The 24,323-nt window shown below is 67.1% G+C and carries 22 protein-coding genes; 16 read left to right on the forward strand and 6 right to left on the reverse strand.

What is annotated here, in order from left to right; genetic code table 11:
• Nucleotides 1-10: 10 nt before the first annotated feature.
• From ACH2CY_RS08080 to ACH2CY_RS08090, 3 genes are read left to right on the forward strand one after another with little or no spacing between them, the layout of a single operon-like run.
• The gene (locus ACH2CY_RS08080; protein ID WP_395017985.1) at nt 11-1,444 is read left to right on the forward strand and encodes an MATE family efflux transporter; all 1,434 of its coding nucleotides are present in this window, start codon (nt 11-13) and stop codon (nt 1,442-1,444) included.
• Nucleotides 1,434-2,192 (forward strand): TlyA family RNA methyltransferase, encoded by a 759-nt coding sequence (locus tag ACH2CY_RS08085; RefSeq protein WP_395017987.1) that lies wholly within the window; start codon nt 1,434-1,436, stop codon nt 2,190-2,192. The genes ACH2CY_RS08080 and ACH2CY_RS08085 overlap by 11 nt, the downstream gene beginning before the upstream one ends.
• Nucleotides 2,189-3,451 carry a class I SAM-dependent RNA methyltransferase gene (locus ACH2CY_RS08090; RefSeq protein WP_395017988.1) on the forward strand — a complete coding sequence of 421 codons (1,263 nt, stop codon included), beginning with the start codon at nt 2,189-2,191 and terminating at the stop codon, nt 3,449-3,451. The genes ACH2CY_RS08085 and ACH2CY_RS08090 overlap by 4 nt, the downstream gene beginning before the upstream one ends.
• A gap of 1 nt (nt 3,452) precedes the next feature.
• Here ACH2CY_RS08090 and ACH2CY_RS08095 read toward each other — a convergent pair whose 3' ends face one another.
• A complete protein-coding gene (locus ACH2CY_RS08095) occupies nt 3,453-4,142 on the reverse strand; it encodes a TIGR02281 family clan AA aspartic protease (protein WP_395017990.1) in 690 nt (229 codons plus the stop codon).
• A 156-nt stretch (nt 4,143-4,298) separates the two neighbouring features.
• Between ACH2CY_RS08095 and ACH2CY_RS08100 the strand changes: the two genes are divergently transcribed.
• The 6 genes from ACH2CY_RS08100 (at nt 4,299) to ACH2CY_RS08125 (ending at nt 10,082) form a co-directional block, all read left to right on the forward strand.
• Nucleotides 4,299-5,228 carry a DMT family transporter gene (locus tag ACH2CY_RS08100; protein WP_395017992.1) on the forward strand — a complete coding sequence of 310 codons (930 nt, stop codon included), beginning with the start codon at nt 4,299-4,301 and terminating at the stop codon, nt 5,226-5,228.
• Nucleotides 5,225-6,415 (forward strand): pyridoxal phosphate-dependent aminotransferase, encoded by a 1,191-nt coding sequence (locus tag ACH2CY_RS08105; protein WP_395017994.1) that lies wholly within the window; start codon nt 5,225-5,227, stop codon nt 6,413-6,415. The genes ACH2CY_RS08100 and ACH2CY_RS08105 overlap by 4 nt, the downstream gene beginning before the upstream one ends.
• A 204-nt stretch (nt 6,416-6,619) precedes the next feature.
• Nucleotides 6,620-7,423 carry a transporter substrate-binding domain-containing protein gene (locus ACH2CY_RS08110; RefSeq protein ID WP_395017995.1) on the forward strand — a complete coding sequence of 268 codons (804 nt, stop codon included), beginning with the start codon at nt 6,620-6,622 and terminating at the stop codon, nt 7,421-7,423.
• Between the two features lie 188 nt (nt 7,424-7,611).
• Nucleotides 7,612-8,310 (forward strand): ABC transporter permease, encoded by a 699-nt coding sequence (locus tag ACH2CY_RS08115; protein ID WP_395017997.1) that lies wholly within the window; start codon nt 7,612-7,614, stop codon nt 8,308-8,310.
• Between the two features lie 13 nt (nt 8,311-8,323).
• The gene (locus tag ACH2CY_RS08120; protein WP_395017999.1) at nt 8,324-9,046 is read left to right on the forward strand and encodes an ABC transporter permease; all 723 of its coding nucleotides are present in this window, start codon (nt 8,324-8,326) and stop codon (nt 9,044-9,046) included.
• Nucleotides 9,047-9,059: 13 nt separating this feature from the next.
• Nucleotides 9,060-10,082, forward strand: coding sequence for a DUF2125 domain-containing protein (locus ACH2CY_RS08125; RefSeq protein WP_395018000.1), 1,023 nt, complete (start codon nt 9,060-9,062; stop codon nt 10,080-10,082).
• A gap of 4 nt (nt 10,083-10,086) precedes the next feature.
• On the opposite strand, the gene gmk is transcribed toward ACH2CY_RS08125, so the two are convergent.
• Complete coding sequence (gmk, locus tag ACH2CY_RS08130) at nt 10,087-10,746, reverse strand: guanylate kinase (RefSeq protein ID WP_395018002.1); 660 nt, start codon at nt 10,744-10,746, stop codon at nt 10,087-10,089.
• A 15-nt stretch (nt 10,747-10,761) separates the two neighbouring features.
• Nucleotides 10,762-11,649: a YicC/YloC family endoribonuclease gene (locus ACH2CY_RS08135; RefSeq protein WP_395018004.1), complete on the reverse strand. Its 888-nt coding sequence runs from the start codon at nt 11,647-11,649 to the stop codon at nt 10,762-10,764.
• A 71-nt stretch (nt 11,650-11,720) separates the two neighbouring features.
• Here ACH2CY_RS08135 and ACH2CY_RS08140 point away from each other — a divergent pair, with 71 nt between their 5' ends.
• Entirely contained in the window at nt 11,721-12,482 is a 762-nt protein-coding gene (locus tag ACH2CY_RS08140; RefSeq protein ID WP_395018005.1) for an SDR family NAD(P)-dependent oxidoreductase, read from the forward strand.
• Nucleotides 12,482-15,022, forward strand: coding sequence for a cation-translocating P-type ATPase (locus ACH2CY_RS08145; RefSeq protein WP_395018006.1), 2,541 nt, complete (start codon nt 12,482-12,484; stop codon nt 15,020-15,022). The genes ACH2CY_RS08140 and ACH2CY_RS08145 overlap by 1 nt, the downstream gene beginning before the upstream one ends.
• A 63-nt stretch (nt 15,023-15,085) precedes the next feature.
• Here the strand turns inward: ACH2CY_RS08145 and ACH2CY_RS08150 are convergent, their stop codons facing one another.
• Nucleotides 15,086-15,403, reverse strand: a complete 318-nt coding sequence (locus ACH2CY_RS08150; RefSeq protein ID WP_395018007.1) for a hypothetical protein — start codon at nt 15,401-15,403, stop codon at nt 15,086-15,088.
• 190 nt (nt 15,404-15,593) lie between these two features.
• The gene (locus tag ACH2CY_RS08155) at nt 15,594-15,899 is read right to left on the reverse strand and encodes a hypothetical protein (protein WP_395018008.1); all 306 of its coding nucleotides are present in this window, start codon (nt 15,897-15,899) and stop codon (nt 15,594-15,596) included.
• Nucleotides 15,900-16,089: 190 nt separating this feature from the next.
• Here ACH2CY_RS08155 and ACH2CY_RS08160 point away from each other — a divergent pair, with 190 nt between their 5' ends.
• Nucleotides 16,090-19,059, forward strand: a complete 2,970-nt coding sequence (locus ACH2CY_RS08160; RefSeq protein ID WP_395018010.1) for an aminotransferase class III-fold pyridoxal phosphate-dependent enzyme — start codon at nt 16,090-16,092, stop codon at nt 19,057-19,059.
• Here the strand turns inward: ACH2CY_RS08160 and ACH2CY_RS08165 are convergent.
• On the reverse strand, nt 19,056-19,352 hold the full coding sequence (locus ACH2CY_RS08165; RefSeq protein WP_395018011.1) for a hypothetical protein: 297 nt from the start codon (nt 19,350-19,352) through the stop codon (nt 19,056-19,058). The two genes, ACH2CY_RS08160 and ACH2CY_RS08165, sit on opposite strands and share 4 nt — an antisense overlap.
• 254 nt (nt 19,353-19,606) lie before the next feature.
• Between ACH2CY_RS08165 and ACH2CY_RS08170 the strand changes: the two genes are divergently transcribed.
• The 4 genes from ACH2CY_RS08170 to ACH2CY_RS08185 are packed head-to-tail and all read left to right on the forward strand — an operon-like array spanning nt 19,607 to nt 24,322.
• Complete coding sequence (locus ACH2CY_RS08170) at nt 19,607-21,190, forward strand: ABC transporter ATP-binding protein (RefSeq protein WP_395018014.1); 1,584 nt, start codon at nt 19,607-19,609, stop codon at nt 21,188-21,190.
• The gene (locus tag ACH2CY_RS08175; RefSeq protein ID WP_395018015.1) at nt 21,174-22,256 is read left to right on the forward strand and encodes an ABC transporter permease; all 1,083 of its coding nucleotides are present in this window, start codon (nt 21,174-21,176) and stop codon (nt 22,254-22,256) included. Before ACH2CY_RS08170 ends, ACH2CY_RS08175 begins: the two co-directional genes overlap by 17 nt.
• Nucleotides 22,253-23,182: an ABC transporter permease gene (locus tag ACH2CY_RS08180; RefSeq protein ID WP_395018018.1), complete on the forward strand. Its 930-nt coding sequence runs from the start codon at nt 22,253-22,255 to the stop codon at nt 23,180-23,182. The genes ACH2CY_RS08175 and ACH2CY_RS08180 overlap by 4 nt, the downstream gene beginning before the upstream one ends.
• A gap of 42 nt (nt 23,183-23,224) precedes the next feature.
• Nucleotides 23,225-24,322: a BMP family ABC transporter substrate-binding protein gene (locus ACH2CY_RS08185; protein WP_395018020.1), complete on the forward strand. Its 1,098-nt coding sequence runs from the start codon at nt 23,225-23,227 to the stop codon at nt 24,320-24,322.
• Nucleotide 24,323 lies beyond the last annotated feature (1 nt).

Below are 24,323 nucleotides of genomic sequence, written 5' to 3' on the forward strand. Positions count from 1 at the left end.
GGAACTGAAGATGGCGGAGGGATCCACCATAACCGGTTCCGCCAGCGAGAACCGGGGCAGTTGGGCTGCCGAAATTCGCGCGACCATCAAGCTGGCCGCGCCGATCGCGCTCGCCTTCCTGGCGGAGATCGCGATCGTGGTCGCCGATGCGGTGATGGCCGGCAAGCTCGGCGAGGATGCGATCGCGGCCGAGGGCCTCGGCGCACATCTTCTCTTCACGCCGCAGCTGCTGGCGATGGGCGTGCTGTCGAGCGTCGCGGCTCTGGGTTCCCATGCCGACGGCGCGCAGGATCGCGCCATGGTGACAAGGGTGTCGCGCCAGGGACTCTGGCTTGCGACGCTGCTGGCGATTCCCGCCCTGGCGATCACGGCGACGATCCCGACCATTCTCACCGTCGCCGGCTACGACCCGAAGATCGTCGGCATGAGCAGCGGCATGATTTACGTCGGCATGGCCGGCATTCCGGCGCTGCTCTGGTATACGGCCTTGCGCAACTTCGCCACGGTGCTGCACAAGACCCGGATCGTCGTGGTGATCTCGCTGGTCTCGCTGGCGGTCGCGATCTTCAGCAACTGGCTGTTCCTCTACGGCAACTGGGGCGCGCCCGAACTCGGTGTGACCGGTGTCGGCGTTTCCTGGGCGCTGGCCAGCTGGGTTCAGCTCATCATCATGGCGGTCTATGTGCAGCGCGAACGCGTGCTCCAGGCCTACCGCGTGCTGAACGACCTGCTGCATCCCGACTGGCGCATCCTGAAGGATCTGTTCCACGTTGGCTGGCCGATCGCGATGAGCTATGCCTTCGAGACAGGGCTGTTTCTCGCGTCGACCCTGATGATGGGGAAGATCAGCGAGATCGCGGAGATCAACGAGGCGGCGCTCGCGGCGCATACCGTGGTGATCAGTATCTCCTCGGTCTCCTACATGATCCCCTATGGCATCAGCCAAGCCGCGACCGTCCGGGTCGGCTTCTATACCGGCGCAGGCGATCCGACGGGTGCGCGTCGCGCCGGGTTCATTGCGATCCTGCTAGCCTGCATCTGGATGGTCTTCACCGGAGCGCTGATGGTGCTCGCGCCGCATGAACTCATCGGCCTTTACATAGACATCTCCAATCCGGCAAATGCTGGCGCGTTGGCCGTCGCTTTGATCATCATCCCGATCGGTGCGCTGTTCCAAGTGGTGGATGGACTGCAGACCGCGGCGATCGGCGCATTGCGCGGGCTCAAGGATACGCATTTCCCGATGATGATCTGCTTCATCGGCTATTGGGTGATCGGCTTCGGTTCGAGCTTCATCCTCACCTTTCCCTTGGACATGGGCCCCCACGGCATCTGGCTCGGCATCTTCATCGGCCTCGCCGCTTCCGGCACCTTGCTGACCGCGCGCTATCAGTTGCTCTCCCGCCGGCTGGTCTCGACGGGCGCCGTCGCGCATGCCGCGTGAGCCGAAGCTCGCCAAGGAGCGCGCCGACAAGCTGCTGGTCGATCGCGGCCTCGCGCCGACCAGGGCGCGCGGGCAGGCGATGATCCTGGCGGGCCAGGTCTATTCCGGCACCAGGCGCATCGACAAGGCGGGCGATCTCCTGGCCGGCGATGCCGATCTCAACATCAAAGGCGCCGATCACCCCTGGGTCTCGCGCGGGGGGCTGAAGCTGGTGCATGGCCTCGATCACTTCGGCCTCGATCCCACGGGCAAGATCGCGATCGATGTCGGCGCTTCGACCGGTGGCTTCACCGATGTGCTGCTGACCCGGGGCGCCGCCAAGGTCTATGCTGTCGATGTCGGCCATGGGCAGCTGGCCTGGAAGCTGCGCAACGATCCCAGGGTGGTCGTGCTCGAACGCAGCAATGCCCGCAACCTCGACCGCAGCCAGATTCCGGACGCGGCCGACATCGTGGTCTGCGATGCGAGCTTCATCGGCCTGGAGACGGTGCTGCCGGCGGCGCTTTCGCTCACCGCGCCGCAAGCCTGGGCGGTCGCGCTGATCAAGCCGCAGTTCGAAGTCGGGCCCGACCGGGTCGGCAAAGGCGGCGTGGTGCGCGATCCGGCCTTGCACCAGGAGGTCTGCGACCGGATCGCCGCCTGGTTCGGCGCCCAGCCCGGCTGGACCGTGCTCGGCATCGTCGAGAGTCCGATCCTCGGCCCCGAAGGCAATCGCGAGTTCCTGATCGCGGCGCGGCGTGACGCATGACCCCGACACTCCCCGACATTCTCGAAATCCAGTCGCTGGGCGCTCAGGGTGACGGCGTCGCGATGGTGGGCGAGGCGCGGATCTTCGTGCCGTTCGCTTTGCCGGGCGACCAGGTGCGCTGCGCGATGGACGGCCGCCGCGGCGACGGCTGGCATGCAAGGCTGATCGAGATCGTGGCACCCGGTCCGCAGCGCCTGCATCCGGATGCGCCCTTCGCGCATTGCGGCGGCTGCATGCTGCAGCATTTCGAACATGCGGCCTACCGCGCCTGGAAGTTCGGCCTGGTGGAGACCGCCTTGCGCCAGCGCGGGCTCGACTTGCCGGCGGGCGCGGCACTGATCGACACGCCGCCGGCCAGCCGGCGCCGCGCCCGCTTCGCGGCGGAGCGCATGAAGGACGGCCTGCGCTTCGGCTTCCACATGCCTGAAAGCACCGAGATCGCCCGCGACGCCGAATGCCCGGTGCTGTCGCCGCGCCTCATGGAACTGCTGCCGGCCTTGCGGGAGCTAACCACCGCAGCCCTCGGTGTCGGCGGCACGGCGACGGTCACCGCAACCCTGGCCGACAACGGCCTCGACGTGCTGATCACGATGGAGAAGCCGCTGGAGCGCCGCCGCGCCCTGACCGAGGCAGCGGCGAAGGCGCCGATCGCCCGGCTCAGTTGGCAGCGCGGCCGCGGCGAGCCCGAGCCGCTCCTCCAGCAAGTGGCGCCGCGGGTGCATTTCGCCGGCATCGGGGTGGACTTGCCGCCCGAGACCTTCCTGCAGCCCAGCGCCGAAGGCGAGGCGGCCCTGGTCGCCGCGACCGTAGCCTATGCCAGGGGCGCGAAGTCGATCGCCGATCTCTATTCCGGCTGCGGCACCTTCACCTTCCCGCTGGCGAAGGTCGGCAAGGTCGCGGCCTTCGAGAGTTCGAAACCGGCGGTCGCCGCGATCGTCGCCGCCGCCAATCGCAGCGGCCTGGCCGGCCGGGTGACGGCGAAGCCGCGCAATCTCGATGCCTCGCCGCTGCCGCCCGAGGAGTTGAAGCCCTTCGACTGCGTGGTGTTCGATCCGCCGCGCGCGGGCGCCCGCAGCCAGGCCGAGATGCTGGCGCGTTCGCGGCTGAAGCATGTGGTCGCGATCTCCTGCAACCCGGCGAGCTTTGCGCGCGACGCGCGGACGCTGGTCGACGGCGGCTTTGTCCTGGAGAAGCTGGTGGCCGTTGACCAGTTCGTCTGGTCCGCCCATGTCGAGGTGGTGGCGCTGCTGAAGCGCTGACCTACTGTTCGAAGGTGAGGCGGCCGTTCTTGACGCCCCAGGATTTCAGGCGCCGCAGGAATTCCATGCCGAGCAGCGAGAACGGCATCTCCGCCTCGGTCACGGTCGCCGGGATGTCATGCATGACGATCGGGCCGACCTTCAGCGTCTTCAACTGCACCGGTGCCACCCGGACCGTGCCGTTCGCGGTCTCGGCCGCCATCGTGTAGTTGAGGTATTCGGGCTGCATGCCCAACATCCGCGCATCGTCCGGCGAGATCACGATCGAGGTGGCGCCGCTATCGACCATAAAACGGACGCTCGAGCCGTCGATCGCGCCATAGACATGATAATGCCCGTCCGCCTCGGCCTGGAAGGCGATCGAAGCCGGACCGGTCTCGGTGCCCTTGGCCGGGACCAGCTCGGCCGCGAAGCGGTCGCCGAGGCCGCCGAACTGGTCGCGGTAGGAGTAGATCAGGATCAGCGCCGCGAAGATGACGCCCCAGGTGCCGAGATGCGCCAGCGTCGTCCCCGGCCGCGCCTGCAGCCGCGCCGCCAGCCCGCCGGTCAGGACCGCGAGAATGAGGCAGAGATAGATGAGCTGCATGCGGCTGTCGTCGTCGTTCAGCCCGCCCGGCGCGACTTTCGCCGCCAGCGCGACCACGCCGATCAAGACGGCGACGACGAGAAGCCAGATCCATCGACTATGCATGCAGGCAGGATAGCCCGCTGCGCCGGGCACGGGGAAGCCAGTTGGCGCGTCCGCTCTTCTCGGCCCGCATGACCGGCATGCGCCGGAGCGCATTGCCCGGCTGTATGGCCTTCTTTAGCTTTGCCGCAAAACAAGTGGGAAGAGCAGGGGAAGCGGATGCCCGCCAGAGGGATCCCAGTCTGGGTACTTTACCTCATCACCGTCGCGATCTGGGGCAGCTCCTGGTACGGGATCAAGGTGCAGCTCGGCGTGGTCGCGCCGACGGTGTCGCTCACCTATCGCTTTGCCCTGGCCGCGGCGATCCTCTGGCTGTTCTGCACCGTCACGCGCCGGACCCTGCGCTTTCCGGCGCGAAGTCATGTCTGGATGGCGCTGCAGGCGCTCTGCCTGTTCTGCGGCAACTACATCCTCTTCTATTACGCCGGCTTCCATGTGGTGAGCGGGCTGCTGGCGCTCTGCTTCTCGACCATCCCGCTGATGAACGTGTTCAACGCCGCTTTCTTCGTCGGCGAACCGGTCGACCGCAACGTCATCCTGCCCAGCCTGATCAGCCTCGCCGGCCTGGTGCTGGTCTTCCTGCCGGAGTTCATGGAGAAGGGCCTCGGCTCCTCGCCGGTGATCGGCTTCGCCCTCTCGATGATCGCCACCTATCTCGCCTCGCTCGGCAACGTGCTCTCGGTGAAGCTGAAGAACGTGAGCGTGCCGGTGGTGCAGGCGAATACCTGGGGCATGACCTACGGCGCGCTGTTCTGCGCCGTCGTCGCGCTGGTCCAGGGCGCCAGCTTCAACTACGACCCCCGCACGGAATATTCGGTGTCGCTGGTCCTGCTCGCGGTCTTCGCCTCGGTGATCGGCTTCGGGACATATCTCACCTTGGTGCAGCGGATCGGCGCCGGCCGCGCCGCCTTCTCCTCGGTGCTGTTCCCGCTGGTGGCGCTGTCGATCTCGACCGTGGTCGAGGACCACCACTGGACCCCGCTGGCGGTGGCCGGCGTCGTGCTGGTACTCTCCGGCAATCTCATCCTGTTGCTGCGGCGCCGGGCTCCGGCTGCCGCGCCGCAACTCCAGAAAGGCCCTGCCCAATGAACACCGCGCCCCGTTCCGACGCGCTGCAATTTCAAGTGCGTCCGGAGATCAAGACCCTGCCGGATTCCGGGATCGTCGAGGTCTGGAAGATGGGCTTCACCGTGCCCGACGTGATCGGGCTCTGGGTGGGCGAGGGCGATCTCCCGACCACGCGCTTCATCTGCGACGCCGCTGCGCAGTCGCTCAATGCCGGCGAGACGTTTTACACCTATAAGGGCGGCATTCCGGAACTGCGCCAGGGCCTCTCGGCCTATTACAAGCGCCACTGGAACATCGACGTCTCCGACCAGCGGATCATCGTCACCTCGAGCGGCATGAACGCGATGGTGCTGATCGTGCAGACGCTCTGCGGCGCCGGTGACAATGCGGTCTGCATCTCGCCGTCTTGGCCCAACATCTTCGCTGCGATCCAGGTGATGGGCGCGGAGCCGCGCCAGGTGGCGCTGACCGGCGACGAGAAGGGCTGGCATCTCGACATGGAGAAGCTGTTCGCCGCCTGCGACGCGCGCACCAAGGCGATCTATCTCGCCTCGCCGGGCAACCCGACCGGCTGGGTGATGCCGGAAGACCAGCGCCGCGCGCTGCTGGACTTCGCGAGGCAGAAGCGGATCGCGATCATCGCCGACGAGGTCTATGGCCGCCTGATCTACGACGGCCGCAGCGTGGCGCCGTCCTTCCTGGAGATCGCCGGCCCTGACGATCCGGTCTTCGTGGTCAACAGCTTCTCCAAGACCTGGGCGATGACCGGCTGGCGGGTGGGCTGGATCGTCGCCCCGCAGGCGATCACGCATAAGCTCGAGATGCTGATCGAATACAACACCTCCGGCGGCCAGACTTTCACCCAGCGCGCCTGTGTGGTCGCCCTGGAGCAGGGCGAGGAATGGGTGAAATGGATGATCGACCGCTGCCGCCAGAGCCGCGACGTGGTGATGAAGCGGGTGGCGCAGATGAACCGGGTCCAGGTCATCCCCGCCGAGGCCGCCTTCTATCTGATGCTGCGGGTCGAGGACATGGGTGACGCCACCGACTTCTGCAAACGCCTGGTGGTGGACGGTCGCGTCGGCCTCGCGCCCGGCACCGCTTTCGGCGCCGGGGGCGAGCAATATGTCCGGCTCTGCTATGCCCAGAGCCCGGAGCGAATCGGCCTGGCCATGGACCGGCTGGCCAAGTTCCTGTCTGACCGTTGACCGGATAAGGGCCGATTCCCGCGATCTGCCGCCCTTCACGAAATCGATAAGCGGCTTCCCAGCGGCACTCCCGGCTACCCAAGCCGGAAACCGCTATGCTAGTGTGGCCTTCTGGCGGCCCGAAAGGCCGGACGCTCAATGTCCGGCTGCGGGCGGCGCAGGGAGCTTGGCCGCTCATCGGCCGAAATGCGAAGAGGGACAGATATGAAGAAGACCATCGTAGGGAGCCTGCTTGCAGGCGCCTTCCTGGCGCTGACTGCATTTTCCGCGCAGGCCCAGGACAAGGTTTACAAGCTGGGCATGGACCAGACCGACTACCCGCCGTTCGCCACCAAGGACACGGCCGGCAACTGGACCGGATGGGAAGTCGAGCTCGGCCTCGCGGTCTGCGAAGCCGCCAAGATTAAGTGCGAACTCTTCCCGACGGCCTGGGACGGAATCATCCCGGCGCTGCAGGAAGGCAAGATCGACTTCATCTTCGCCTCGATGACCATTAATGACGACCGCAAGCAGCAGGTCAATTTCACGCACTTCTACTACGACACGCAGACCGTGATCGTCGGCCCGAAGTCGGACAGCACCAAGATCGACTTCGACAACCCGGACTCGGTCAAGGGCAAGGTGTTCGGTGCGCAGAACGCGACCATCCACTCGAAGTTCCTGCAGGCGCGCTTCGGCAAGACCGCGGAAATCAAGACCTATGACGGTCTCGACACCGCGCTGGCCGATCTCGGCGCCGGCCGCGTCGACTACGTTCAGGAAAGCTACCTCACCATCGAGCCGTTCCTGATGACCGACGCCGGCAAGGACTACGAGAAGAAGGCTGACGTGCCGGATGATCCGATCATGGGTGCGGGTGTCGGCGCCGCCGTCCGCAAGGACGACGCGGAGATGCTCAACAAGCTCAACGCCGCGATCGCCGAAGTCTACAAGAACGGCACCTATAAGAAGCTCGAGGAGAAGTACGGGCTGGTCGGCAAGCTGCGCGAGCCGACCGACCTTCAGTAAGCAGGACGTCTTGCCAGCCGCCCGGTCTCATGACCGGGCGGCTTTGCTTTTGGTATTCGCCGGTTGCCGTCCACGGAGACCGGGTCTACCATCCCAATAACCAATGAGCCGGTGAAACCGGCCGCCTGTCGGGGGGCAGCTATAGATGGGAACGGCTGATGGCCGCTGACTCGGGATCCTTGTTCGCTTTGCTGTCCTGGGGCGCGAAGGGCTATGGCGACGAGTTCGTACGGGGCGCGGCCACCACGCTGTTCATTTCCACAGTCAGCTATTCGATCGCGGCTTCGATCGGACTGCTCGGCGCCTGGTCGAAACTTTGTCACATCAAGGCTCTCAATCGCGCCGGCGAGGTCTACACGACGGTCGTCCGGTCGCTCCCCGAACTGCTTCTTCTCTTTCTCATTTTCTATGCCGGTACGCGGGCGCTCGAGAGCCTTCTCGTCGGACTGGGTCTCGTGGAAAGCCTGGATATCGATCCGTTCTCGGCGGTGATCGCCGCTCTCGGCCTGATCTACGGCGCCTATCTGACGGACGTGCTGCGCGGCGGCATCCAGTCTGTGCCGAAAGGCCAGATCGAGGCTGCCAAGGCTTTCGGCATGCATGCGCCCAAGCGCTTCGCGCGAATCCTTTTTCCACAGATGATCCGCTACGCCATTCCTGGGCTCGGCAATCAGTGGCTCAACATCACCAAGGACAGTGCACTGGTCAGTGTCGTCGCGCAGGTCCCCGACATCATGTCGGTCGGCCGCAGTGCAGCCAATTCGACCAAGCATTTCATGTTCTTCTTCGGCTCCACCGCCGTCGTCTTCATGGTCATCTCCGGAGTCTCGATGTTTATATTCTCCCGGCTCGAGAAGCGCGCCAATCGCGGCGTCCGGCGCGCGTGACGGGAGGGCGCCGATGAAATTCGATCCCGTCTACATGTTCACCGTCGTGATGCCGCAGTTGCTCTGGGCGGTGCCGCTGACCTTGTTCCTGACTTTCGGCTCATCGCTGATCGGCAACCTGCTGGCGGTTCCGGTGGCGTTGGCCCGGCTGTCACCGAACCCGCTGCTGTCCTTGCCGGCACGGGCCTTCATCTTCACCATGCGCGGCACGCCGCTGCTCATTCAGCTCTACTTCGTCTATTACGGCCTTGGCCAGCTTATCCCCGGCTGGATGATGCGCGGTTACCCCTTCCTGCGCGACGGCATCTGGTACGCGCTCTTCGCCTTCAGCATCAATACGGCCGGCTATACCGGCGAGATCCTGCGTGGCGCGATCCTGGCCGTGCCGCACGGAGAGATCGAGGCGGCGCGCGCCTTTGGCATGAATCGCCGCCAGGTGTTCTTCCGCGTCACCCTGCCGCGGGCCGTGCGCATCTGCCTGCCGGCGATGAGCTCCGAGACCATCCTGCTACTGAAGGCGACCGTGCTCGCCTCGCTGGTCACCGTCTATGAGGTAATGGGCACTGCGACCACGATCCGGGTGGACACTTATCGCGTCTACGATACGCTGATCGGCGCCGGCATCGTCTATTTCTGCCTGGTCTTCATCCTGACCCGCGTGCTGAACTGGGTCGAGCGGCGGCTCAACAAGGACCGCATGCCGGTCTCCTCGATGGTAAAAGTAGCCGCCGCCTGATTCCGCAGAGAACATGACCCATCGGGCAAAGATTCTTGCAGCGATCGCGGTCGTGGCCGTCCTCGCCGGCGGCTACACGGCCTACTGGTTCTTTGTCGCCGCACAATTCGACAAGGGCATCGACCACTGGGTCACCTTCCAGCGCCAGCGCGGTTTCACCGTCGAGTTCGAGCGCACGCCGATCAGCGGCTTTCCGCTCGCCTTCCGAACCACCTTCCGAAATCCGCATATCGCCGGCGCGTTCGCCGGGCAGGGCTTCGATTGGCGCGGACCGGATGTGGTGGGCAGCGTTTCGCCCATAAATCTGTACGCGATGTCCTTCTCCGGGCCTGGCCATCACAGCTTAGACCTTGGTGTCGGGTCGGCGACGGTGGATGCGAAGGATCTCACGCTCCGCCTCGGCCTCGATGGCTTCGGGCAGGTCTCCGCGCTGGCGACGCGGTTCGCCGATCTGAAGGGTGCGCTGCCGGACGGCCGGACCGTCGCCGCGGCATCCGGCGAGGCATCGCTCAAGGCAGGGCCGCCGCCCAAGACCGAAAGTGACCCGCTGCTGCAATTCGCCGCGAGCGCCATGAATCTCAAGCTGCCGGAAGGGACGGTCCTGCTGACCGCCGATCCGCTCGGCGAAGCGCGGGTCGCCGGTACGGTCAAAGGGCGGCTACCCCCGGCGCCCTTGCGCGAAGCGCTGGCTTCCTGGCGCGATGCCGGCGGCACGGTCGAAGTGACGGATTTCGCCGCGGCGCAAGCGACACTCTCGGTGTCCGGCTCCGCAACCGTGGCGCTCGACGAGACTCTGCAGCCGATCGTCGCCGCCAATCTGAAGGCGCGGGGCTTGAGCGAGACCCTCGACCTGCTGGCCAGCCAGCGCCGGATCTACCCCGAGGACGCGCTGAAGATGAAGCTCTTCGTCAAGGGCGCCGAGCGCGACACCAAGGATGGCTACAAGGAGGTCGCGACCGGCCTCACCATCCAGGGTGGCTATCTCGCCTGGGGCCCGTTCAAGCTCGCCAAAGTACCGCCGATCCAGTGGCCTTAAGGGGTTACTGCCCCTCGCGCAGGCCCTTCACGAACTCGGGCAGGCCGACCTGCCGCTGGCGCTTCAAGCGCTCGGCGGTGAGGATGGCGCGCACCTGGGTGACGCTTTCCTCGATGTTGTGGTTGACCACGATATAGTCGTATTCCGCCCAGTGGCTCATCTCGTCGGCGGCCTTGGCCATGCGGCCGGCGACCACCTCGGCGCTGTCCTGGGCGCGCGCCTTCAGGCGCTGTTCCAGCTCGCGGGTCGAGGGCGGCAGGATGAAGACGCTGACCAGGTCGTCGCGCGCGTTCTGCGCCACCTGCTGCGTGCCCTGCCAATCGATATCGAACAGCACGTCCTTGCCGGCGCGGAGCGCCTCGAAGACCGGGGTCTTCGGCGTGCCGTAGTAGTTGTCGAAGACCTTGGCATGCTCCAAGAGCTCGCCGCGGTTGACCATCAGGCCGAACGCGGTCGGATCGACGAAATGATAGTCCACGCCCGCGGTCTCGCCGGGCCGCTTCTGCCGCGTGGTTGCCGAGACCGACATGGTGAGGTTGGGCTCGAGGCCCAGCAGCTTCCGGGAGATCGTGGTCTTGCCCGCCCCCGAAGGCGAGGAGAGGACCAGCATCAGCCCGCGCCGCTTGACCTCGATGAAACCGGATGATCCGGCCGGCTTGCTCATGGTCGCGAAATCCTCTTACTCGATATTCTGGATCTGCTCGCGCAGCTGCTCGATCGCCGCCTTCAGGTCGATCCCGATGCCGGTGAGGCCGATATCGGCGCTCTTGGAGCAGAGCGTGTTGGCCTCGCGGTTGAACTCCTGGCAGAGGAAATCGAGCTTGCGCCCGACCGCGCCGCCCTTGGCGATCAGCTCGCGCGCCGCGGCGATATGCGCGGTCAGCCGGTCCAGCTCCTCGCGCACGTCCGCCTTGCCGGCCAGCACCGCCGCCTCCTGCGCCAAGCGCTCTTCGTTCAAGGGAGTGAGGCCCTGCAGCAGCTCGGCGAACTGCTTCTCCAGCTTCTGCCGGATCGCCAGCGGCTGGGCGCCGGCGCTGGCCGCCGCCGCCTGGCACAGCCGCTCGATTTCGCCGAGATGCGCGCCGGCCAGGTCGGCCAGCCGCTTGCCTTCGACCTTGCGCATTTCGGAAAGGCCGTCGATCGCCTTGCCGAAGCCGCGCTGCAGGGCCTCGCTGCGCTTGGCGGCTTCCGCCTCGTCGATCTGCGGCAGCGCGACGTCGAGTACGCCCTTCAACGCGAGGATGCCGTCGAGGCGCGGCGGCTCGGCGGAGATCTTGCCGCCGAACTCGGCGATCACGCCCATGATCTGCTCCAGGGCCGCGCGGTTGACGGTGAGCCGGCCCTGCGAGGCGGCGTCATCGATGGTCAGGGTGACGGCCAGGTTGCCGCGCTTCACCGTTTCCGCGGCGCGGGCCCGGATGAAGCCGTCGAGATGCTCGTAACCGGAGGGGAAGCGGCAGCGCACATCGAGATTGCGGCCGTTGACGCTCTTCAATTCCCAGGTCCAGCCGAAATCGCCCAGCGCGCCCTCGGCGCGCGCGAAGCCGGTCATGCTGGCGATCGACAAACGATGTTCCCCCTTACCCGTGCGGCGGCTATCTTCGCCAAAGCGACGACTGAAGGCAAGCGAGGGCTCCCGTGACGCAATTCCAATCGATCCTGATCACAGGTGCCAGTTCCGGCATCGGCGCCGCGATCGCCGAGGAATTCGCGGCGCCCGGCGTGACGCTGTTCCTGGGCGGCCGCTCGATCGAACGCCTCGCCGCCGTCTCGGAAGCCTGCCGCAAGCGCGGCGCCACGGTCGAGGCCACCGCGGTCGATGTCGTCAACCGCGCGCAGATGGAGGAATGGATCACGGCTGCGGACAAGAAAGTCCCGCTCGACCTGGTGATCGCCAATGCCGGCGTGTCGGGTGGGACACTCAGGGGAATGGAGAAATACGAGAAGACCCGCGCCATCTTCGACACCAACATCGGCGGCGTGCTGAACACCGTCTTTCCGGCGCTGCCGGGGATGCGCGCGCGGCGCCGTGGCCAGATCGGCCTCATGGCCTCGCTCGCGGCCTATCGCGGGCTGCCGGGCGCGCCGGCCTATGGCGCCTCCAAGGCGGCGGTGCGGGTCTGGGGCGAATCTTTGCGCGGCAATCTCCGCAAGAAGAACGTGGGTGTCAGCGTGATCATGCCGGGCTTCATCAAGAGCCAGATGACGGCCGGCAACAAGTTTCCGATGCCGTTCCTGATGGAGGCTGATCGCGCCGCCCGGATCGTCCGGCGCGGGCTCGAGAAGAACCGGCCGCGGATCGCCTTTCCCTGGCCGATGGCCTGTCTCGCCTGGTTCATCGGCATCCTGTCGCCGGGGCTGATCGACCCCATCCTCGATCGCCTGCCGAAGAAGGACTGATGGCGAGCGGCGAGACTCCCGCCGGCCTGACTGCCGCGGAGGCAGCGGAACGGCTGCGCCGCTTCGGGCCCAACGCGCTGGCCGATCCCGACCATCGCAATCTCGCGCGCCTGGTCCTCGAAGTGCTGCGTGAGCCGATGTTTCTGATGCTGGTCGTCGCGGCCGGCCTCTATCTGCTGCTCGGCGATCTCGGCGAGGGCCTGCTGCTCGGCGGCTTCGCCATCATCAATCTCGGCCTGGTGGCGGGACAGGAATGGCGCACCGAGCGCGTCCTGGAATCGCTGCGCGATCTCTCCAGCCCGCGCGCCCTGGTGATCCGCGACGGTCGCGAGCAGCGCATCGCCGGCCGCGAGGTGGTGCCGGGCGACCTCGTCATCCTTGCCGAAGGCGACCGCGTCCCCGCCGATGGGCGGCTGATTGCCTGCCGCGACCTGCAGATCGACGAATCGCTGCTGACCGGTGAATCGGTGCCGGTGCGCAAGCAGGCCGGGTCCGAGACCGAAGCGGCGGTGCCGCCCGGCGGCGATGATCTGCCCTTCGTCTATTCCGGAACCCTGGTGGTGAAGGGGCAGGGCCTGGCCGAAGTCGTCGCCACCGGCGCGCGATCGGAGATCGGCAAGATCGGTGTGCGGCTGGCGACCCTGGCACCGGAGCCGACCCTGATCCAGCAGGCGACGGCGCGCCTGGTGCAGCGCTTCGCGGTCTTCGGCATCGGCGTGAGCGCGCTGGTCTTCCTGCTCTACACGGCGCTGCGCGGCGGCTGGCTGGAAGGGATTCTCGCCGGCCTCACCGTCGCCATGTCGATGCTGCCGGAAGAATTTCCGATGGTGCTCACGGTCTTCCTGGCGCTGGGCGCCTTGCGGCTCTCGCGGCAGAAGGTGCTGACCCGGCGCGCCGCGGCGATCGAGAGCCTGGGCGCTGCCTCCATTCTCTGCGTCGACAAGACCGGCACGCTCACCGAGAACCGGATGACCGTCGCCTGCCTCTATGCAGAGGGCGGCTTCCACGACGTGGCGCCGGGCGCGACCGCGCTGCCGGAGCCGTTCCACGGCGTCGCCGAGTTCGCGATCCTGGCCAGCAAGCGCCATCCCTTCGACCCGATGGAGCTCGCGATGCAGCGCCTGGGCCAGGGCACGCTCGGCGGCACCGAGCACCTGCACCCGGCCTGGGCGATGGTGCGGGAATACGAGCTGCAGCCGGGCTTCCTGGCGATGACCCGGGTCTGGGACGCCGATCCCGTGGATCCGAGCGACGGCTACGTGCTCGCTGCCAAGGGTGCGCCGGAGGCGATCGTCGATCTCTGCCACTTGCCCGAGGCGGAGCGGCGGACCGTCGATGATGCCGTCCGCGCCATGGCGGGGCGCGGCTTGCGCGTGATCGCGGTCGCCCGCGGCCATACCCTGCAAGGGACCTTGCCGAGCCTGCAGCATGATCTCGATTTCGCCTTCGTCGGCCTGGTCGGCCTCGCCGATCCGCTGCGGGCCGACGCCGCGGTCGCGATCGCCGAATGCCGCGAGGCCGGCATCGCCGTCGCCATGATCACCGGCGACTTCGCGGCGACCGCCACCGCAATCGGCCGGCAAGCCGGGCTGGAGCGCGCCGATCATGTCCTGACCGGCCCGGAGCTCGCGCAACTCGACGACCGCGCCCTCGCCGAACGGATCGCGGGCACGCGGATCTTCGCCCGCATCCTGCCGGAGCAGAAGCTGCGGCTGGTCGAGGCCTTCAAGGCGCGGGGCGACGTCGTCGCCATGACCGGGGACGGGGTGAATGACGCGCCGGCACTCAAGGCCGCGCATATCGGCGTCGCCATGGGCGGCCGCGGCTCCGATGTGGCGCGCGAAGCCGCCTCGGTGGTGCTGCTCGACGACAATTTCGCGGCCCTGGTCGCGGCGGTCGCGCAGGGCCGGCGCATCTTTGACAACCTGCGCAAGGCGATGGTGTTCATCGTCGCGGTCCATGTGCCGATCGCCGGGTTGGCGCTGCTGCCGCTCGCCTTCGGCTGGCCCTTGCTGCTGTTCCCGGCCCATGTCGTGTTCCTGGAGATGCTGATCGACCCGATCTGCTCGATCGTGCTGGAAGCCGAACCGGCGGAACGTGACTCGATGCGCCGCCCGCCGCGCCGCCGCGACGAGCCGATCCTCGCCCGGCGCGGCCTGCTCTGGGGCGTCGTGCAGGGCGCGGCGGCTTTGCTTTCAATCCTGGCGCTCTACGCCTGGTCGCTCGGACAAGGAATGTCCGAGGACGCCGCGCGCGGCCTCGCCTTTACCGCCTTGATCGCGGCAAATGTCTTTCTCGTTCTCGTCAACCGCGCCTGGGGCAGTGCGCCGTTCCGCGGCTTCCTGCGGCCGAACCCCGCGCTCTTTGCAGTGGTCGCCGCGGCGGCCGTGGCGCTGGGCATGGTGCTCTATGTGCCGATGCTGGAGCGCCTTTTCCACTTCGAAGCGCCGGAGCCCGGCCTGCTGCTCCTGGCGCTCGGGATCGGCGCCGGGTCGGTGGCCTGGTTCGAGTTCCTGAAGCCGCTGCGGCGCGGCCGGTAGAACGCGCCGGACGCGCCGGGCGGGGAGGGAAGCGCGCCCGGCACGTCCGTCATGCGCGGGCGGTCAGGCGTTGGGCTTCACGCCCAGGTCCTTCAGCGCCTGCTGCAGATGCTTGATGCCGCTCGCCTGCTGGTTGGCGCTGCAGAGCGAGCCGCCCTTGCTGCGCAGCGACTTGGCGGTCGCGGCCTTGGTGGCATTGCCATGGCTGGTGATCGCCTGGTCGAACTGCGCTTCCAGGGACGCGCAGCGATCGGCGAGCTTCTGGCTCTGCTCGGTCGGTTTCGCCTTGGCGGTCGGGGTCGTGGCCGTGGAATTGGCCAGGGCCGCGCTGGAAAGCAGGATGGCGGCCAGTCCGGCCGCAATGCTGGTGCGGATGATCATAGCTCTGCTCCTCAAGTTTCTGTCGAATCCGGATCCCGGTTGCACGGATGTTGCGCGGGTCGGATGCCGCATCAGGCCACCACAGGGTAACGCCGGAATGTCGGCAAGGCCGCCTTCTGCAACCGATGTTGACGCGGCGCTGCCTCAGTTACGCGGCGTTACCCTTTGATCATTTTCCTGTCGTGGCCGATCAGGCCACCGGCCGGGCGCCGAGGATGCGAACCGCCCGCTCCAGCTTCATCACGCCGATGTCGCTGTTGTTGGAATCGCAGGCGCTGACGCCCTGGGCATGCAGGCCGGCGGCCTTGTCGGTTTTCGGCGCGTGGAGCTTGCCGCCGACGATGCCGTCATACTGGCTCTCCAGCGCCGAGCAGCTTGCGAGCATCTGCTCGCGGTTGCTCGGGTGATTGGTGTCGTGCGGATTGGCGGCGGCGAAGGCGGCGGTGGAAAGGCTGGACGCAGCGGCAACCGCCAGCAGCACGGTACGGATCTTCATGATCAGACTCCTTCAGGTGATCGGAGGGCGCACCATCGCGCGATCCGATAGCAGCTACCTTGGGACGCACGAATGGAACGGGAAGAGCTGCGCGCTGGGCCTTGGTAACCCAGCGCAACCCGGCTCGCGCGGGGTTACGCGGCGTTACCCGAATTGTGCTCGCGGCCGCCTTGCTTGTAATCTGACCGGCATGATGCTGGGGGCCGAAGACTCGCGCGCGACAGAGGAAGCCAAGGAAGCTGAACGCTGGCTTGCCGATGCATTCGGCTTGCGCGGAAAGCTGGAGCCGCTGCCCGGCGCGCACGATCGCAACTTCAAGGTCACGGCCGCCGATGGCAGCCGCAGTCTCTTCACCATCCATCCGCCGGGGTCGGACCCGCGGGCCGAGCTCCAGGCCGCGGCCCTGCATCATCTCGAGCAACATGCGCCGGCGCTGCCGCTGCCGCGGTTGTTTCTCGGCCGGGGCGGGACCCCGCTCGTGGTCGTCCGGGATACGGCCGGGCTTGAGCGCCGCCTGCGGCTGACCACCTGGCTCGACGGCACCGTCTGGGCCGAGGCGCCGCAGCGCGGACCCCAGGCCGCGGCTGCGCTCGGCCGGCTGCTGGCGCGGCTCGATCGCAGCCTTGCCGCCTTCCATCATCCGGCGGCGACGCAGCCGCATGCCTGGGATTTCGCCAACGCCGCGGCGCGGCGCGACGATGCGGCGCTGATCGCTGCGCCGGAACGCCGCGCGGCCGCGCAGGAAATCCTGCACCGCTTCCTGCTCGAGGTGGCGCCGCGCCTGAGCAACCTGCCGCGGCAGGTGATCCATGGCGATGCCAATGACCGCAACATCCTGCTCGATCCTGCGGGCGAGGTCTCCGGCCTGCTCGATTTCGGCGCGATGGTCGAGACCTGGCGGGTGAACGAGCTTGCGGTCGCCGCCGCCACGGTCGCGATCGGCGCCGACGACCCGATTGCCGCGATCCTGCCGCTGGTCGAGGCCTATTGCGTCGAGAACCCGATCGGCGCGGTCGAGGCGGACGTGCTATTCGATCTCATCCTCACCCGCTATGCGGTGGGCATGGCGCTGGCGGCGCGGCAATCCCGCGCGCAGCCGGAAGAGACCTGGGCCGTGCTGACCGCGATGCGGGCGCAGAACCGCGCTCTCGCCACCGCGCGCCTCCGCCGCGCCGCCGGCCATGAGCCGGTGCCGGAGCGCCGCGCGATCGAGAACTGGATCCTGAAGCAGGGCGGCGGCTTCGGGCCGGTCCTGCCGGGTTCGCTCGAGAACCTGGCGCTGCTGCCGCTGGGCGCCGATCGCGATGACACGCGCGGCCGTCCTTTCCGAGCAGCGCTGCATGCCGCCTTGGCCGGTATCGAAGGCACTGCGGTCGGCCGCTATGGCGAGGACCGGTCGATCTACGATGCGCAGACCGGGGCGGAGCGGCGCACGATCCACCACGCGATCGATATCTATGCGCCGGCCGGCACCCCGGTGTTGGCGCCGCTGCCCGGCCGGATCGCCATGATCGGCAACGACACCAGCAGCGACGGCTTCGGCGGCATCATCGTGCTGGAGCATGAAGCCGGCACGCCGCACCGCTTTTGGACCTTCTACGGCCATCTCGCGCCGGGAAGTCTCGCCGATCGGACCACCGGCGCGGTGGTCGCGCAGGGCGACGCCCTGGGCAGGCTCGGCCTGCCGGAGGAGAACGGCAACTGGCCGCCGCATCTGCATATGCAGCTGATGACCGCGCTCTGCTTCGACCGGGCGGAGGCGATCATCGGCCTCTCGCTCCGCAGCGCGTGGGATCTCTGGGAGAGCATCTTCCCCAATCCCAACGGCATCCTCGGCCTGCGCATCGAGACCGCGGCGATCGTCGCGCGCGATCCGGAGTCATTGCTGCGCCTGCGCCGGCAGACGACCAGCCCGGCGCTCACCTTGTCCTACGATACGCCGCTGAAGATCGTGCAGGGCGAGGGCGCTTATCTGATCGCCCAGGACGGCCGCCGCTATCTCGACATGGTCAACAACGTCTGCCAAGTCGGCCACGCCCATCCGCGCGTGGTCGAAGCCATTGCGCAGCAGGCCGCGCGGCTCAACACCAACACGCGCTATCTGCACGACAACCTGGTCGAATACACCCGGCGGCTGACGCGTCTGCTGCCGCCGGAACTCTCGACCGTCTTCCTGGTCAATTCCGGCAGCGAGGCCAACGATCTGGCGCTTCGGTTGGCCAAGGCCCATACCGGCGGCACCGACGTGATGGTGCTGGACCACGCCTATCACGGCAATCTCTCGTCGCTGATCGAAATCAGCCCCCGAAAATTCGACGGTAAGGGCGGGACAGGGCGTCCGCGCCATGTCTGGGTGACCGAGATGCCGGATCTCTATCGCGGCCGGTTCCGGTACGGCGATGCCGAGGCCGGTGCGCGCTATGCGGAGAAGATCGCGACCTTGCTTCGCGACATGAGCGGCCTCAACCGCCGCCTTGCCGCCTTCTTCGTTGAGCCGATCCTCGGCAGCGGCGGGCAGCTGGTCTTGCCGGACGGCTATCTCAAGGCCGCCTGCGAGGAGATCCGCGCCGCCGGCGGCGTCTGCATCATCGACGAGGTGCAGACCGGCTTCGGCCGGGCCGGCTCGCATTTCTGGGCCTTCGAGACCCAAGGCGTGGTCCCGGACATCGTCACCCTGGGCAAGCCGATCGGCAACGGCCATCCGATCGGCGCCGTCGCCTGCCGGCCGGAGATCGCCGCCGCCTTCGCCAGCGGCATGGGCTACTTCAACAGCTTCGGCGGCAACCCGGTCTCCGCCGCGGCGGGCCTCGCGGTGCTCGACATCATCAGGGACGAACGCCTGATGCCCCATGCGGAGGCGATGGGTCGCTACCTTCGCGACGGCCTCACCAAACTGGCCGAGCGCCACGCCTTGATCGGCGATGTCCGTGGCCTCGGCCTCTTCATCGGCGTCGAACTGGTGCGCGACCGCGAGACACTCGAACCCGCAGACACTGAGCTGAAAGCGATCATCGAAGCGGTGAAGGCGGAGGGCATCCTCCTGAGCAGCGAAGGCCCGCATCGCAACGTCCTGAAGATCAAGCCGCCGCTGGTGATCGCGAAGAGAGATTGCGACTTTCTCCTGCAGACGCTCGATGCGGTGATGGCGCGGCTGGCCTAGCCTTCCGTTTTCACGCTGGTCAGCACGGTCTCGATGCCGACCTGGCTCCTGAGCTGGTTGGCGATGACCGCGCCGAGATCGGCGTCGAGGCCGGTGACCTGCAGATCCACGGTCAGCTCGTCGGCGCCGGTGGCGACGCTGAACAGCTTCGCCGGCACCATGCCGCGCTTGGCGAAGACTTCGAGCAGGCGGGGCAGGGTTCCGGGATCGGCCACCGCCCGCACGGTGAGGCAGAAGGTCGGAACGGGATTCCGGCCGCTCGGGTGACGCGGCAGGCTTTCAAGGGCAGACATTTTCAAGAAACTCCGAAGCTCAAGGTGATTGGGAAATACCGGACGACCCGGACGCTGCTCAGAGCGTCCGGCCGATAATTCGCGCAATCCCGAGCTTCGGCTGTGGATAAGTCATGGCATAACCCTAGGCGGCGCCGCGAAGCTTGTCAAATCTGCGCTTCGCAGCGTTTCCGGCCGGGAATCCTGCTGCACCCTCTCGGGAAATCCCCTAAACAAAGCCCCTGTCCAAACGGACGGAACGAGTCGGGCCAGGGATGACGCAGAAAATCGGAGATGGAGCGCCGGGTGGACGGGGGGATATCCCGCTGCTGGCTCTGGACGGTATCTCCAAGCGCTTCCCGATGACCGTCGCCAATGACGGCATCAGCCTCGCGATCCAGCCCGGAGAGATTCACGCGCTGCTCGGCGAGAACGGCGCCGGTAAATCCACCCTGGTGAAGATCATCTACGGCGTGCTGCACCCCGATGCCGGCGAGATCCGCTGGAACGGTGCGCGGGTCTCGATCGCCAATCCCGCCGCGGCCCGCGTGCTCGGCATCGGCATGGTGTTCCAGCATTTCTCGGTGTTCGAGGCGCTGACCGTCGCCGAGAACATCGCGCTGGGCTTGAACGACAAGCAGCAGCGCAAGGGCCTGCGCGAGCGGATCGCCAAGGTCTCCGATGACTACGGCCTGAAGCTCGATCCCGACGCCACGGTGCTGCACCTCTCGGTCGGCGAGCGCCAGCGCGTGGAGATCGTGCGCTGCCTGCTGCAGAACCCGAAGCTGCTGATCATGGACGAGCCCACCTCGGTGCTGACGCCGCAGGAGATCGAGCGGCTGTTCATGACCTTGCGCCGGCTTGCATCGGAGGGCTGCGCGATCCTCTATATCAGCCACAAGCTGGAAGAGATCCGGAGCTTGTGCGAGCGCGCCACCATCCTGCGCCAAGGCAAGGTGGTCGCCGAGTGCGACCCGCGCCAGGAGACGGCGAAGCATCTCGCCGAGCTGATGATCGGCACCACCTTGCGCCCGCCCTATCATCTGCAGGAAGATTCCGCGGAGACATCGCCCCCGCGCCTGGAGGTCGATCATCTCTCGGTGAAGAGCGACCGGGCTTTCGGGGTCGATCTCGACCAGATCTCTTTCACCGTTTCGGCGGGCGAGGTGCTGGGCATCGCCGGCATCGCCGGCAACGGCCAGACCGAGCTGATGGCCGCACTCTCCGGCGAGACGCCGGCCAACCGCGCCGAGGCGATCATCCTCGACAGCAAGCCCGTGGGCCTGCTGGGGCCTGCGGAGCGGCGCCAGCGCGGTGCCGGCTTCGTGCCGGAAGAGCGGCACGGCCATGGCGCGGTCAAGGACATGACCCTGGGCGAGAATGCGCTGCTCTCCGCCTATCGCACCAAGGGGCTGGTGCGCGGCGGGCTGGTCGATATGGGCAGCACCATGCGCTTCGCCGCGGAGATCATCAAAGGCTTCGCGGTGCGGAGCGACGGACCGGCGGCGGAAGCGCGTTCGCTGTCCGGCGGCAACCTGCAGCGCTTCATCGTCGGCCGCGAGATCATGCAGCAGCCGGGCGTCCTGGTCGTGGCTCAGCCGACCTGGGGCGTCGATGCCGGGGCTGCCGTGTCGATCCGCCAGGCCTTGCTCGATCTTGCCGGCCAGGGCGCTGCGGTCGTCGTGATCTCCCAGGACCTCGACGAGCTGATGGAGATGGCGGACCACATCGCGGTCATCGCCAACGGCCGCCTTTCGGCCCCGCGCGCCGTGGGTGAGGTGACTGTCGCCGAGCTGGGCCTGCTGATGGGCGGTATCGCAACGCAGCCGCAAGAGAGGCGCCATGCCGTTTCGGCTTGAGGCGCGCGGCCGTCACTCGCCGCTCTGGACCTGGCTGTCGCCGGTCCTGGCGATCGCCCTGACCTTGATCGTCTCCACCGTGCTGTTCGCCGCCATGGGCCAGCCGGCGGGTGCCGCGCTCTACACTTTCGTCGTGGCGCCGGTCTCCAGCGTCAACGGCGTTGCCGAACTCGGGGTCAAGGCGGCGCCCCTGGTGCTGATCGGCGTCGGCCTGGCGATCGGTTTCCGCGCCAATGTCTGGAACATCGGCGCCGAAGGGCAGCTGATCCTCGGCGCCATCTTCGGGGGCGGCATCGGACTCTGGGCCGGCGACGATACCGGCTTCTGGATCCTGCCGGCGATGATCCTCGGCGGCGCCCTGGGCGGCGCGCTCTGGGCCGCGATCCCCGCACTGCTGAAGACCCGCTTCAATGCCAGCGAGATCCTGACCAGCCTGATGCTGACCTATGTCGCGCAACTGCTGCTGATCTATCTGGTGGTCGGCCCCTGGAAGGATCCCGAGGGCTACGGCTTCCCGCAGACCCGGCTGTTCGGCGAAGGCGCCACCATGCCGATCCTGATCTCCGGCACCCGCGTGCATCTCGGCGTGCTCGCGGCGGTGATCGCGGTCGGGGTCTGCTGGCTGATCCATGCCAAGACCTTGCTAGGCTTCCAGCTCCGTGTGCTGGGCCAGGCGCCGCGCGCGGCGGCCTATGCGGGCTTCAGCGGCGAGGGCCTGACCTGGTTCGCGTTGTTGCTGGGCGGCGCGCTCGCGGGCCTGGCCGGAGTCTTCGAAGTGGCGGGACCGATCGGCCAGCTGACGCCTTCGATCTCGCCGGGCTATGGCTTCACCGCGATCATCGTCGCTTTCCTCGGGCGGCTCAACCCGGTCGGCGTGCTGCTGGGCGGCATAGTGCTCGCGCTCTCCTATCTCGGCGGCGAGCAGGCGCAGATCGCGCTCGGCCTCCCGAAGGCGATCACCGGCATCTATCAGGGTGTGCTGCTGTTCTTCCTGCTCGGCGCCGATCTCCTGGTGCATTACCGCATCAGTTTCGTGCAGCGCGCGCCGGCGGCAGGCGCCGCATGAACGGGATTGATCTGACCTCGGTCGCCGTCTCGGTGATCGCCGCCTCGACGCCGCTGCTGCTGGCCGCGACCGGGGAGCTCGTGACGGAGAAGTCCGGCGTGCTCAACCTCGGCGTGGAGGGGATGATGCTGGTGGGGGCCGTGATCGGCTTTGCGGTCACCTTGGGCTCCGGCAGTGCCGTTCTGGGCGTCTTCGCCGCGGCGCTGGCCGGCGCGGCCATGGCGCTGATCTTCGCCATTCTGACCTTGACCCTCCTCACCAACCAGGTCGCGACCGGTCTCGCATTGACGATTTTCGGCATCGGCCTTTCGGCCTTGATCGGTGCCGGCTATGTCGGCCAGCCGCTGCAGGGACCGCTCCCGAAGCTCGACATTCCGGGCCTCTCCACTTTGCCGGTCCTGGGCCCGATCCTCTTCCACCAGGATGCGCTGGTCTATTTCTCCTTCGCGGCGCTGATCGGCGTCTCCTGGTTCCTGCGGAAGAGCCATGCCGGCCTCGTGCTCCGCGCAGTCGGCGATTCCCACGACGCGGCCCATGCGATCGGCTACGGCGTCATCAAGGTGCGCTACCTCGCGACCCTGTTCGGCGGCGCCATGTGCGGCATTGCCGGGGCCTATTTCTCGCTCGCCTATACGCCGATGTGGGCGGAGAACATGACCGCGGGCCGCGGCTGGATTGCCCTCGCCCTCGTGGTGTTCGCCGCCTGGCGGCCAGCGCGCCTGCTGCTCGGCGCCTATCTGTTCGGCGGGATCACGATCCTGCAGCTCCACATCCAGGGCTTCGGGATCGCCATTCCCTCGCAATTCGTATCGATGCTGCCTTACCTTGCCACCATCCTCGTGCTGGTGGCGATTTCCAGCGACCGGACTCGCGTGCGCCTGAACACGCCCGCCTGTCTCGGCCGTGCCTTCAATGCTGCTGGGTAACTTCAAGAAAACATCTGAGACCAAGGAGGCTTTGAGATGCAGATGAAACGCAGAACTTTCGCCCAAGGACTATTTACGGGGACCCTGGTCGCCGGTGCCGGCCTGATCGCCGCGCCGCGACTGATCACCCAAGCCCGCGCCGCCGATCCCTTCAAGGCGGCCTGGATCTATGTCGGTCCGGTCGGCGATTTCGGCTGGTCCTATCAGCACGATGTCGGCCGCAAGGCGGTCGAGGCGGCGCTGGGCGGCCAGGTGAAGACCACCTATGTCGAGAGCGTGCCGGAAGGGGCCGATGCCGAGCGCGTGCTGCGTGACCTCGCCACCGCCGGCAACAAGATCATCTTCGCAACCTCGTTCGGCTTCTGGCAGCCGGCGCTGAAGGTCGCGAAGCAGTTCGCCGACGTGAAGTTCGAGCACGCGACCGGCTACAAGCGCGCCGACAATCTCGCCACCTACAACATCCGCTTCTATGAGGGCCGCTACATCCAGGGCGTCATCGCCGGCAAGATGTCGAAGTCGGGCATCGTCGGCTATATCGGCTCGGTGCCGATCCCGGAAGTGATCATGGGCATGAACGCCTTCATCGCCGGCATGCGCACGATCAATCCAAAGGGGACGCTGAAGATGGTGATGATCAACGCCTGGTACGATCCCGGCAAGGAAGCCGATGCCGCCAAGGCGCTGCTCGACCAGGGCGCCGACATCATCGCGCAGCACACCGACTCTCCGGCGCCGCTGCAGACCGCGCATGACCGCGGCGTGCAGGGCTTCGGCCAGGCCTCGGACATGATCAAGTTCGCGCCGACCACCCAGCTCACCTCCTCGGTCGATCACTGGGACGACTACTATGTCGAACGCGTGAAGGCGGCGATGGACGGTTCCTGGAAGTCCGGCGATGTCTGGGGCGGCTTGAAGTCGGGCATGCTGAAGATGGCGCCCTACACCAACATGCCGGACGACGTGAAGGCCTTGGCCGTGAAGACCGAGGAAGGCATCAAGAGCGGCCAGACCATGATCTTCATGGGCCCGATGAAGGCCCAGGACGGCACGGTGAAGATCGCCGACGGCCAGATGCTCGACGACGGCGCCATCGCCGGCATGGATTGGCTGGCCGAAGGCGTCGAAGGCCAGCTGAAGTAAG

It is taken from the genome of Dongia sp. (genome assembly GCF_041905885.1).
Lineage (GTDB): Bacteria > Pseudomonadota > Alphaproteobacteria > Dongiales > Dongiaceae > Dongia.